The following is a 12876-nucleotide window of genomic DNA, read 5'->3' on the forward strand; positions in this document are numbered from 1 at the left end:
TGGTGCCGCGATAAAACCTGAAGCCTCTATCAGCTTTTGCCAGACAGAGACAGTCCATCGGACATGGCCCGAAGAAAGATGTCCGTCAGATCGGGATCCCACTGCGTGCCTCTGCCTTCCTCCAGAATGGAGAGCGCCCGTTCAATCGTCATACCTTTGCGGTACGGCCGGTCCGAGGTCATCGCGTCGTATGCGTCGGCAATGGCGATAACTCTGCCCAGCAGCGGAATGTCCGCGCCGGCCAAGCCGTCCGGGTACCCCTTGCCGTCATAACGCTCATGATGGGAGCGAATGCCTGGCAGGAAAGGGGCCATCTCGTCCGCCGGTTCGATTTGCTTGATAATATTTTCGCCAAGAATGGGATGCTGCTTGATCTGGTGAAATTCCTCGTCCGTCAGCCTGCCTTCCTTCAGCAGCACCGCGTCGCGAACGCCGATTTTGCCGATGTCATGGAGCAGGGCCGTCTTTCGGATCAGCTCGACCTGAGGTTCATCCCAGCCTGCATGCTGTCCGATCAGGACGGAGAACTGGGCTACGCGCTCGGAATGGCCGGCCGTATAAGCATCTCTGGCATCCAGCGCCGCCGCGAGAGTGAAGAAATAGCTTTGCACCAGCTGATTGTTGCGCTTCTCCCGCTCCTTGAGGCCTTCGAGCATATGGTTGAAGCCTGCGACCAGCTTGGAAAATTCATCAGAGTAGGTATCATCCGCCTTCACCTCCAGGTTGCCGTCCTGAACGGCGGCCATAGCCCGCTGGAGCGAGACGATCGGATCTTGTATGCTGCGGGACAGCAGCGATGCGCCGAACAGGGAGAAGGTAATGCCGATTGCAAGAATAATGCCGGCCCATTGCCAATACGCTTGTGAGTCGCTTTGCGGTATACCGTCCATCCGAATTTGCGAGGCGAGCGTGAACAGCAGCAGGGGGAGCGTCCCAATAAGGAAGGCGCTGAGCTGGAATTTGGTCCGTATGGAGACCAGCACGCTGCCGCGAAGCGTGAGATCGCGGTTGTACAGGGTAATGTTGGCGCTTCTGATGAAGGTGACTAGAGGTCTTATCGCAATGCTGGTCAAATAAAATTCGAACATGGCGTGCATGCTCGCAACCATCAGAGCGCCGCCTCCGGCAATGATGAGATAATGGTAGGGAAAATGAACCCAGCCGCTGCCGATCAGCAATAGGCATAGCAGGATGCCGGGGATGGACATGCCGAGAAAATGGGGGCCGAATGTCCGCTTCACTGCCAGCAGCGGAAAGCGATGCGTCTGCAGATAGGCGCGAGCCAGCTCCTCTTCCGTAGGATGGGCGCTTCGGAATATGGCCCTAATGGGCGCTAGATGTCTGAAGAACACGATCAGCTCGCAGACGAGCATCACCAGCAAAGAAACCGCCAAAACGCCAATGAGCAGCATCAGCTCGCTGAACGGAAGACGCAGCGTATTGAATATGAGAATAACGCCGAAGCCGAGCACGGCAACTGTCGAGCCGAATAGATAGTTGCGCAGCAGCGTCCTCAGAAATGTGGAGTAGAGCTTGCGTGAATCAGGATCAGGAGAGCCTTTAGGAGAGCCTTCGATCTTCCGGTGATGATGGTGTGTCATGGGTAAAAGCCTCTCCTCTGTCGATGCTCGAAGCATCTATTTCTTCATATTTTACGTGCGGTTTGGCAGGAAGTACAGAGGGCTATGGCATGTTTTGGCGATATCGCTCCAATTCGAAGAGGGCCAACGAACGCGCATTCCGGTTGAAGTCCAACGGTAAAGCTACGTATAATGAGGAGCAGAATAGGAAAATGGAGGAGTATCCATATGGCAAATCAACAAGCATGGTCGCCGGCTGAGGTCGCCGGAATGATTGATCATACGATATTAAAGGCAGATGCGACCAAAGAGGATATTATGGGCGTGTGCCGGGAAGCGAGAGAGCATCAATTCGCAACTGTATGTGTGAACGCGGGCTGGGTGAAGCTGGCCGCAGCGGAGCTGAATGGCAGCGGAGTTGGCATTACAACGGTAGTCGGCTTTCCGCTGGGCGCGACCAGCACGGCGTCCAAAGCGTTCGAGGCGAAGCAGGCAATCGAGGATGGCGCGACCGAAATCGATATGGTGCTGAACATCGGGCTGCTGAAATCAGGAGATAAGGATGCTGTTCGGCAGGATGTCGAAGGCGTAGTGGCGGCGTGCAAGAGCAAAGCTGCGCTTAAGGTTATTCTGGAGACCGGCATGCTGACAGACGAGGAGAAGGTGGCAGCCTGCGAGCTTTGTGTTCAAGCCGGCGCTGACTTCGTGAAGACGTCAACGGGCTTTGGCAAAGGGGGCGCTACCGCCGAGGACATCGCGCTTATGCGTCGTACAGTGGGTCCCGATATCGGGGTGAAGGCATCCGGCGGCGTCCGGGATTTGGAGACGGCGCTGCGCATGCTGCAGGCGGGGGCGAATCGGATCGGCGCGAGCTCAAGCGTGGCCATCGTGACAGGCGGTCAAGGCGAGGGCTACTAATCAGTGTCAGTTGATTGAAAAAGCTGAATAAAAGCTTGAAACGCCTTGCGCCGTCCACTCTAACAACTGGACGGCGCAAGGCGTTTTTTGTTTTACTTAAGCCAGCTTCTCGCAGCTAATGACGAGGCTGGCGCGGAGCTCCTCTCCAGGCGCCAGCATGATCAGCTCCTCGCGGCGGTTCATCTCGAACGGCATCGCCATCCACGGCTCGACGCAGACGAACGGGCGATCCTTGAGCGACCAGATGACCACATACTTGAATATGTCGTCGTAACGCAGCTTGACGCGGATGGAGGAGCTGACGGGGAAAGCAATCTCAGGCTGGGCCGCGTCCAGCAGACAGACGGATTCAACCAGGTCCTCCAGATCAAGCCGGCCGGTATAAGGCTTCTCTACGTTGTCGTTGAAGTCGATATACTTCGTCGCATCCGTCTCATAGGGAATGTCCTTGCCGCTGTCCAGGAGGAAGTAGGGATGGAAGCCGGCGTAGAAAGGAAGTGGCTCGCGGGTCCCTGTATTGCGATAATGCTGCTTCGTATGAAGCTCGCCGTTCACCAGCGAATAGGTGAAGAGCAGCTCGAAATCGAACGGATACGCTTCACGGGTCTCATTATTAGAGCGAAGCCTCAGCGTAACGGCGGCTTCTCCAGTCTCTGATGTGCCGACAACCTCCCATGGCGAGGTGCGCGCCACTCCGTGCTGCCCCATGCGGTATTCCTTGCCTTCCCACATATAGACGGAATCCTTGACGGGACCGCAGATGGGGAAGAGGATAGGATTGCCCCCGCGGATATTAGCCGTAGGATGGTCAAGCGTGGCGCGGTCCAGGTAGAACAGCTCGGCGCCTTGCAGCGTACAGCTTGTGACGATCCCGCCTCTCTCCGGGCATACGAGGACGCGAGAGGAGGTTGAGGGCTCCAGCAATTCATACATGGTATACGTTTCTTCCAAAATGCGAACTTCGAATGGTTTCACCAACGGTGGCAGCCTCCAGACATTTTTTTCTTATTGTGCCCTATTCCAAGGCATGAGTAAAGGGCCGCTCCGCGGGCTGCTGCCCCGGACCGGCCCTTAAGCTTTGTCATTCCTTTGCTTCGGCTGTTGCTTCTGCTTCCGTCGTTTCGGTCAAAGTGTTCGTAATTTTGGCTTTGCCGCGAATCTCTTCAAGCCAAGCGTTCGCCAGCTGGTTCGTCTCGTCGCTGGTCAGCTTCAGGCGAATCAGCTCCTTCTTCTCGTCGAAGTTGGCGGTGGAAGCTTCCTTGTAATCGGTTTTCTTAATAATGTGGTAGCCGAAGTCGCTTTGCACCACATCGCTGATCTGATCGATCTCCAGCGCGAATGCCGCATTGGCGAACGGCTCCACCATATCCGTCTTCGCAAAGAAGCCCAAATCTCCGCCGCCAGCTGCAGAACCGTCCGTGGATTTCGCCTGCGCCGTCTCCGCGAAGTCTGCGCCTGCCTTCAGCTCGGCAAGAATAGCGTCTGCCTCCTCCTTGGTTTCAACCAGGATGTGGGAAGCGCGCACTTGCTCCGGCGCTTCGCCGAGGCTGGATTTGTTCTGGTCAAAATAAGTCTGAATTTCCTCGTCCGTAACCTCCGTCTTAGGCTCCAGCACCTTGCGGAGCATCGCGCTGATGCGAACCTGATCGCGAAGATCGTCAACCGTCATGCCGTACTGCATAAGCTGGTTGTTGAAATCCTCTTCGCTTGGGAATTGCAGCTTGATGATATCGATTTCGTCAGTTACATCCTGATCCGTGATGGAGATGCTGGCTGCGTCTGCTTCCTGCTGCACCAGCTTCTCGGTGATCAGGTTGTCGAGGGCTGCTTCCCCATTGGCGTCCACCAGCAGCTCGTAAAGCTCGTCCTGCGTAATATTCTCGCCATTAACCGTTGCAACGGCACCGTTGCCGCCTCCGCCAAGCGGATTCATGACCAGCACAATAATGAGAGCCGCGGCCAGCAGGGCACTGAGCACGATCCAGCCGATCGGGCCCTTCTTGCCAGGCGCCCCAGCTCCGGATTCGTTGTTGTCGGCTGCGGAGTAGGCGGCCGCCGAAGCCGCTGCCGTCTCGGAGGCTGCAAGACGGGAAGCCTCCTTGCCTTCGTCGTTGCTCTCCGATGTGACGGCTGCTTCTGCAGGCTCTGCTCCAGTCGTCTCTTCTCCGTAGGTATAGCGTTCTTCTTGCTTCTCTTGCGCAGCCTCGCCTTCTGTCTGTTGGCCAGTGGACTGCGATTCCTTATTATTCATTCCATAAACTCCCTTCAATTTGCAATTCTTACCCTACTATATCAGAACGAAAACAAAAAAACCTTAATCTAACATAAAAAAAGGTCGTCGAAGCGGGTCGAATCTTCGATCTGGTGCATGTATACTAGAACTGTCTGATTTTTATGTCACAAGAGGAAGCTTATGGCTACGGGAGGGAACAGTCCTTGAGAAGAGATAGGGGCATAATCGTCAAATTATTGCTATTGCTGCTGCTGCCGTTACTCGCATATCTCATTCTTCCATTGACTCCTTACGATATGAGGATATCTGACCCGGAGGGCCATTTCTACATTGTTAGCCTGGTATCTGCTATTGGACTGGCCGTTGCCATTATGGTCGGCATTGTAGCCGCGCAGATGCGTAATATTAAGGTGAGCTTCTTATCGCTGTCTTATGTATCGCTTGCCGCTATGTTTATTCTTCACGGCTTAGGCACACCCGGCCTGCTCACGGATCACGCCGCCATCTCGGGCAACAGCGCCCAGCTGAGCGTGCTGCTGTCCGCCTTCTGGCTGTGGCTGTGCTCCATCTCGGGAGATCGGAGGCTCGTCCGATGGCTCGCAGCCAGACAGCGTCTGTTGCTTCCCGTATGGACGGCCAGCTTGATCGGCTTCGGCTTGTATGTGTGGCTGTACCCCGATATGATCACGCTGCTTCATCTAAGAGGGGACATTGGCAAGTGGATCACAACTGGTCTGATCCTCGGCATGACGGCTTGGTCCGTGTACCGCAACCTGCAGACCTTTCTTGTATCGCGCTTTCCGCTTCAGCTCGCGATTGTATACAGCTCAGGCTGGATGCTTGTGGCGCAAGTTATATTAGTAACGGGCCAAATATGGATGCTCAGCTGGTGGCTGTATCATTTCCTGCTGCTGGCCTCCGTCATCGTGATTGCGGCGGGTATCGTCCGTGAATATTTGAGCTCGGGCACTCTGCTGGGATCCGTCAAGCGTCTGTTCCGGGCGAACGCGCAGGATTGGATTCATACCTGCATGTCGCCGAGCGTGCAGCAGCTGGTGCTTGCAACAGAAGCCAAGGACGCCTATACGGCGGGACATAATTATCGCGTCGCGCTGTATGCGGTGAAGCTTGGCGAAGAGATGGGCCTGCCCTCCTCGCAGCTGAGAGCCATCGCGCAAGGCGCGCTGGTGCATGATATTGGCAAGCTGTACATTCCAGACGGTATTCTCAACAAGCCGGGCAGGCTGACAGAGTCGGAACGCGCCATGATGGAAGCACATCCCATGACAGGCTTTGACCTGTGCAAGCGGCTGGGATTCATGACGGAGGAGCTCGCGGTCGTTCGCTCCCATCACGAGAGATGGAACGGAAGCGGTTACCCCGATCGTCTGCACGGAGAATCCATCCCGCTCGTCGCGCGGATTGCGGCGATTGCCGATGTGTACGACGCGCTGACCTCCTCACGCTCCTATCGTGCCGCATTGTCCCATGAGGAAGCGATGCGAATATTGCTGCAGGAGAGCGGCACGCATTTCGACCCCAGATGCATCAGCGCATGGGAGCGGCTGACGAACGACCAGCAGTCGTTCTTCCAGGAAGCATGGCGGCTCAGTCCGCATACTGATCATCCCGACAAGGAGCAGAAGCTGGCTCGCTAGCGGGCAGGGAATTGCAGTCTCGGAGTCAACATACATAGCAGCATCGGAGGGAATGACGTGAACAGGATGTCGCTGCGGACCAAAGGCTTGATCTTTATTTTCTTAATTTCATTTATCCCCTTGCTCCTGGCGGGAGCGGGCAATTATTCTGCCGTTAAGGAAGCTATGCTCCATTCCGAGATTGAGAAGATCGGCAGCAAGCAGAAGAGCCAAGCCGATAATATAGCGGCCTGGATGGACATCAGGCGCGCGGAAGTGCAAGTGATGAGCCGGACGAGCGCCGTCCGGTTCGGAACGAACGAGGAGCGGCTGAATTATTTCCAGCGGGAGTTGGTGAGAAGCGGCTTCACTTATCATGCGCTGGGCTTCATCGGGCCGGACGGTGTCGCGTTCCGAAGCGACGGCTCTCCGCGGGACATGAGCGAGGAGCCGTTCTTCCGGGCTGCGATGGATGGCGATCTTATGATAACGGACCCTTACAGGCCGGCGTATTCCCTGGTGGAGCAGGCCTTTATCGTTGTGCCTGTCTACGGCATCGGCACGGAAATAGTAGGCGCGATCTACGGGACCATCCCGTTCACCTCGTTTAACCGCTTCTTCGATTTTGCGGATGAGGATAGCCGAATTCGATTCTATAACGATCAGGGCGGCATCATTTATACGTCCAATTCGCCTAATGCCACTCCGTCAACTGTCATGTCGGACCCTGTGCTGAGTGTCGTGTCTGAAGAGATGCTGAACCGGAGTGAGGGCCATGTGACCGTGAAAGCGAGAGCCCAGCACGAGCAATATATGGTGTTCTACGCCAAGGTGCAGGGAACGCCGTGGCGGATCGCTCTTCAGGAGCCGACCAGCAAGATGGAGGCGCTGCTTACGCCGATATTCTGGAGAATCGTCACGACGATCGCCATATCGGAAATCATCATCGCCGTGTTTTTTTTCCTCTACTTCGAAGCTATTGTGAAGCGGCTGGAACGGATTCTGAAGGTGACGGAGCAGGCGGCGGCAGGAGAGTTCCAGGCGGAGCATCTCGACACCTCGCAGAATGACGAGATTGGGCAGCTGGCGCATTCCGTCAACGGCATGATGGAGCATCTGCAGGAGATGTTCGATCAGCTGGGTGCGATTATCAATCAGAACCAGTATGGCTTTATCGTGCTTGACGACGAATATAGAGTGACCTATTTGAACAAAACCGCGGAGGAGATGCTTGGCTACAAAACCTCGGAGCTGGCGGGGCACGCGACGCCTCTCTTGTTCATTGACCCTGATGAGATCAGGGAGGAGGCGCAGCGCTTGTCCGATGAGCTGGGCCGGGAGGTGTCTCCAGGGCTATCCGTATTTAAGGAGCTCCGCAGCAACAAATTTTCGTATGAACGCGAATGGACGTTTATTCATAAGGACGGCACACGCATCCCTACGCTGTACAGCTCCAACGGCTTGCGCGACCGAGCCGGCAAATTCTCTGGCGTTGTAGGCATGGTCAGGGATATATCCGACCGGAAGGTCGTGGAGACAGCGAGAAACCGGCTGCTCGATATTGTGGAATCCGCCAAGGATTTGATCGCCTCCTTCGATATGGATGGCAAGATTATATACATGAATCGGGCCGGCAAAGAAATGCTGGGCATCTGGCAATCGGAGCAAAGCAATACCGCCATCGAGAGGTTTGTCGATCCCTCCATGTATGAGCAGCTGATGAAGGGCGCCGAGCTGGCCCGTCAATATGGCTTCTGGGAGTGCAGCGCCAGCTTACTCAAGGCCAATGGCGATGCGCTGTTTGTCTCCATGGTGGTGGTAGCTCACGTCGACGAGTCGACAGGCGATATGTTCTACTCCAGCATCGCCAGAGATATATCGGAGCAGAAGCTGGTGCAGGAGGAGCTGATTCGCGCGACGCTTGAGGCCGAGGAGGCCAATAAGGCCAAAAGCCGATTCCTTGCGCTGATGAGCCACGAAATCCGCACGCCGCTGAACGGCATCATCGGGCTGACGCAGCTGCTGCGCAAGACGGAGCTTTCTTCGCTGCAGAAGGATTATTTGAACAAAATGAATATGTCCTCGGAATCCTTGCTGAGCATTATTAATGATGTGCTCGACTTCTCCAAGATCGAAGCCGACAAGATTGAGGTAGAGCAGAGGCCGTTCAGTCTGGAGGAGCTGCTGCACCGGCTGTCGGGCGGTCTCAGCTTCTTCCTTGGGGGCAAGGAGCAGTTCGAATTTATGATGAAGACGCCTGATGTTCTGCCAGCCAGCGTTATTGGCGACTCGCTGAGACTGGAGCAGGTGCTGCTGAATCTATGCATGAACGCCATCAAATTCACCTCGCACGGCATGGTGAAGCTGGAGCTTGAGGTGGTGGAGCAAGCCGACGATATGCTGTACTTGAGCTTTATCGTCGCGGATTCCGGCATCGGGATGAGTCCAGAGGTTATGGAGAAGCTGTTTAAGCCGTTTACTCAGGCAGACAGCTCCACAACCCGGAAGTTTGGCGGAACCGGCCTGGGTCTTGTTATTTCGCAAAGGCTGGTAGAGCTAATGGGCGGCAAGCTGCAGGTGAGCAGCCGGGAAGGGCAAGGCAGCCGCTTTTACTTCACACTCCCATTCCGGGTTGTGCAGCAGGGCGCGCCGCAGAAGGTCAGTCCTTTCGGCTCCGCATGCACGATCTGGGTGGTTGAGGATGACGAGAAAATGCGGGAGCATTGGACGTACCTATTCGAGTCGCTCGGCTTGTCCGTCATGGCATACGATAGCTGGCATTCAGCTCTGGAGAAGCTGCGTCGAGCGGGTAAGGGCATTCTTCCGCAATTCCTGCTCATGGATATGGAGATGCCGGACATGTACGGAATTGAGACGCTGTACGAGTTCCAGTCCGAAGCGGAGAAGGTCGGGGCCCGGCTTATTGCGCTTACGACTACCTTCGGCAGGGAGGAGCTGCAGAAGCTGTCGCCGGAGGAGCGGCCTATCGCGATTCTGACGAAGCCTGTCACAAGAGGCGCCATCATTCGCGTGCTTGGCGAAGCGTTCCGCAATTCGAGCGCAGCTGGCAAGAGCAAGCAGCTTGGGAAGGAACAAACGGCTGATTCCGGCACCATGGCAAAAAATGTTAGAATATTGTTAGCGGAAGATAACAAAATTAACCAATTAGTTGCGGTAGAGATGCTCCAGAATAATGGCTACGAGGTCGGCATTGCACATAATGGCGAAGAAGCGCTGCACATGCTGGAGAAGGAAGCGTGGAACATGGTGTTGATGGATATTCATATGCCTGTGATGGATGGCACCGAGGCGGTCCGAGTCATTCGAGCGCAGCAGCGATATGACGCCATGCCGATTATCGCGGTTACCGCTAATGTCGTGAAGAAGGATCATGAGCATTATATGAAGCTGGGCATGAATGATGTGCTGACGAAGCCCTTGTCCGAGGAGCGGCTGCTCAAGAAGCTGACCTATTGGCTGGAGGCCTCGGAGGCCAAAGCGGCAGAGGCTTCTCAGGAGAAGGGGCATGGGGAGGTCTCCCCTCGTTCCGATCAGCTTGCCAATTCTCAGGCTGCGAGGGCTGACGCTGTCGCTGGCATGGACATGGAGAGCGCTCTGGAGCGAGTGAACGGCAAGCTGCCTATCTTGGTCCATATGATGGAGCAGTTCCGGCTGGATTACGCCGAATTTATGGACCGTCTTCGCATGATGATCAAGCAGAATGACAAGGAGACGGCGCTGCGCATGCTGCATACGCTGAAGGGCGCTTCCGGCTATCTGTCAGCCAATGAATTAATGCTTGCGGCGGATGAGGCAAGCGTGCATCTGAAGCTGGATGCTGCGGAGACGAAGGAGCTGCAGCTTGTCCTTGCGCATCTGGAGAAGGAGCTGGCTACGCTGCTGGCGGGAATCGATGCGGTTCGACCGAAGTTCGACAAATAAAATCTAACAATTTTCTAACAATCTGTTGTCCCGCGCTCATCCGTCATGTATAGTAGAGTTACTATCTTACTAATCGACAGAAATCTTCAACTCTTAAAGGGTGACGCCGATGTACAAAGTTTTGGTTATTGAAGATGACGTCATGATGAGCAATATGCTGTCGATGTACCTTTCGGAGGAAGGGTATGCGGTCAAGCAGGCTTATCGCGGAGATGAAGGGCTTCAGTTGGCATGCGAGTTCGAGCCGCATCTTATCCTTCTTGACCTCATGCTGCCTGACATGGGCGGACTTGAGGTATGCGCCCAGATTCGCAACGTCTCTCAAGTTCCGATTATGATATTATCCATGAAGAGCGAAGTGTCTGACCGTGTTCAAGCGCTGAAGACGGGGGCAGACGATTATTTGTGCAAGCCATTCAGCATGCACGAGCTGACGGCTCGGGTAGAGGCGCTGATTCGGAGGTCCCAGTCATCGCATACTGATGCGGTTGCCCAGACGGCTTCTGCTGTCGCGCAGACAGCCGCCGCTGCTGCTCCAGCGGGATCGGAAGAGGCGATTCAATTGGATGTGGAGAGACGGCTGCTCCTGGTGCGAGGCCAATTGGTCGAGACGACCTTCTCCGAATACGAGCTGATGAAGCTGTTCCTCACTCATCCCGGCAAGGTGTTCAGCAGGGAAGAGCTGATTAATGCGATACGAGGCTTCGACTCGTTCGTGACGGATCGTGCAATTGACGTACATATTGTCAATCTTCGGAAGAAGATTGAGCAGAACCCCAAGGAGCCGAAGCTGATTCGGACCGTCTGGGGCTTCGGGTACAAGTATACGGCCATGCCGAACGGGAACTTATTGAATACGGAGCGATGAGTAGAGCTGTGAATGGAGCTGTATGAACGGAGCTTTAAATAGAGCACCAATAGATCTGCGAATCGAGCATAAGTAGAACTGTGATAGAGCGATGTATGGAGCTTTGCCTGGGGGCGAGGCTCTTTTTGTGTTTCAAGCGGGGACGGACCGGTAATTCCGATTCCTTGATTATACACTCCATTTGTTTCTTAACACTTCTAACATCCGCCTAAAATTCGATGCGGCATTTTCCTAATATTTCTGTGTCATGATAGGCATATTGTGGCAGAACGGAACATGACAAAAAACGAAGGAGTGTTAGGCATGATTGGGCAGACCGGCTTTCCTGGTCGACAAGAAGCGATGATGCGCCTGGAGGTGGCGATCAGCGGTGCGCGCTTGTCGGGAAAGCGACTATTGGTGGCAATGGTGAGCCTGGACCGGTTCTTCCGGGTGCATACGGTTAGGGGCTCTGAATTCGGGAACCGCGTGCTTGATATAGTGGAGAGAAGGCTGTGCGGCTACAGCCTGAAGCATGCGGGTGCGACGGTGACCAAGCTGGAAGGACACACTTATCTTGTTATTCTGCATGAGGATGAGCAATCGGCGAGAGGCTTGCAGCAGATGGAAGCGGTGAAGTACGCGGTGGAGCGTCCCATTGACGAGGAGCAGGAGGAGCTTTATTTGACCGCCAGCATCGGCGCGGCTTATTACCCCAATGACGGCTTGACCAGCGAGCATTTGATCTGTCGCTCGGAGGCTGCTCTTCATCAGGCCAAGGAGCAGGGGGGCAACCGGGTGTTCTTCTATACCATTAAGGATACGGAGCAGCAGAACAGGCGCTTGCTCATGGAGAACAGCCTTAGAGCCGCATTGTACATGAGGCAATTCAAGCTGCGATTCCAGCCGTACTACAGAATGGAGGACGGCACACTGAGGGGCTTTCAGACAAGCATCCATTGGGAGCATCCCGAGCTCGGCGACGTGCCGGCCGAAGAATTTATACCTGTTGCGGAGCAAAGCGGCTTTATTGTGCCGATCGGGGAGTGGGCTATTGTAGAGGCTTGCAAAAGGCTGAAGCTGCTGAAGCGGTTCGGCAAGCAGGAGCTGACCATGTCGGTTCAGCTGTCCCCGCTGCAGCTGAAGGACCCTGCCTTCCCGAAGGTTGTCCTCAGTCATGTTCAGGACCATGGGCTGCAGCCCGGCGCTCTGGAGCTTGAGGTGAAGGAGCCTGCGCGAATCTTCGGCTCAACGACCTCTCTGACGTCGCTCAGCCGCCTGAGAGCCTCAGGCGTTCGTATTGCCTTGGTGGATTTCGGCACGGGCGGCGCCTCCTTCCACAATCTGAATCAGCTGCCGATCCAGAGCGTGAGGATCGACGCGTCCTTTGTCCACAGAATTGATCTTCAGGGTGCGGAGCGGCATATTGTGGAGGCGATCGTTCGTCTAGCCCAGAAGCTGGGCTTGGAGACGATAGCGGAAGGCGTTGAATACAAGGGGCAATTCGAGCTGTTGAAGGAGTGGGGCTGCCAATACGCGCAAGGGCGTCTGCTGGGACAGCCGCTTGAGGCGAGTATGCTGGAGCCCGCGTCGCTGCGCGGCGCGCTTGCATCTGCCAATTAATGTACCATAGTCGGCCCGCCCCTCTCGCACATGGGCAGAGGAGGCGGGCCTCTCCTATCATGACGTCAAAAAGGCTGCCCCATTAGTCTTTAATGA

At 55.3% G+C, this 12876-nt stretch carries 8 protein-coding genes; 5 read left to right on the forward strand and 3 right to left on the reverse strand.

The features are described 5' to 3' along the window. Positions 1-29: 29 nt before the first annotated feature. Positions 30-1601, reverse strand: a complete 1572-nt coding sequence (locus tag AB1S56_RS04430) for an HD domain-containing phosphohydrolase (protein ID WP_340870569.1) — start codon at positions 1599-1601, stop codon at positions 30-32. 207 nt (positions 1602-1808) lie between these two features. On the opposite strand from AB1S56_RS04430, the gene deoC reads away from it, so the two are divergent. Further along, entirely contained in the window at positions 1809-2498 is a 690-nt protein-coding gene (gene deoC / locus AB1S56_RS04435; RefSeq protein WP_340870568.1) for a deoxyribose-phosphate aldolase, read from the forward strand. A 96-nt stretch (positions 2499-2594) separates the two neighbouring features. On the opposite strand, the gene AB1S56_RS04440 is transcribed toward deoC, so the two are convergent. Then, positions 2595-3473, reverse strand: coding sequence for an aldose epimerase (locus AB1S56_RS04440; RefSeq protein WP_340870567.1), 879 nt, complete (start codon positions 3471-3473; stop codon positions 2595-2597). Between the two features lie 106 nt (positions 3474-3579). Next, positions 3580-4749: a peptidylprolyl isomerase gene (locus AB1S56_RS04445; protein ID WP_340870566.1), complete on the reverse strand. Its 1170-nt coding sequence runs from the start codon at positions 4747-4749 to the stop codon at positions 3580-3582. 185 nt (positions 4750-4934) lie between these two features. On the opposite strand from AB1S56_RS04445, the gene AB1S56_RS04450 reads away from it, so the two are divergent. From AB1S56_RS04450 to AB1S56_RS04465, 4 genes are all read left to right on the forward strand, one after another. Then, positions 4935-6389: an HD-GYP domain-containing protein gene (locus AB1S56_RS04450; protein ID WP_340870565.1), complete on the forward strand. Its 1455-nt coding sequence runs from the start codon at positions 4935-4937 to the stop codon at positions 6387-6389. 66 nt (positions 6390-6455) lie between these two features. Beyond that, entirely contained in the window at positions 6456-10310 is a 3855-nt protein-coding gene (locus tag AB1S56_RS04455; RefSeq protein WP_340870622.1) for a response regulator, read from the forward strand. 109 nt (positions 10311-10419) lie between these two features. Next, positions 10420-11178 carry a response regulator transcription factor gene (locus AB1S56_RS04460; protein ID WP_340870564.1) on the forward strand — a complete coding sequence of 253 codons (759 nt, stop codon included), beginning with the start codon at positions 10420-10422 and terminating at the stop codon, positions 11176-11178. A gap of 276 nt (positions 11179-11454) precedes the next feature. Beyond that, the gene (locus tag AB1S56_RS04465) at positions 11455-12780 is read left to right on the forward strand and encodes a bifunctional diguanylate cyclase/phosphodiesterase (RefSeq protein ID WP_340870563.1); all 1326 of its coding nucleotides are present in this window, start codon (positions 11455-11457) and stop codon (positions 12778-12780) included. The last annotated feature ends 96 nt before the right edge of the window (positions 12781-12876 follow it).

The sequence above is a fragment of the Paenibacillus sp. PL2-23 genome (assembly GCF_040834005.1).
Lineage (GTDB): Bacteria > Bacillota > Bacilli > Paenibacillales > Paenibacillaceae > Pristimantibacillus.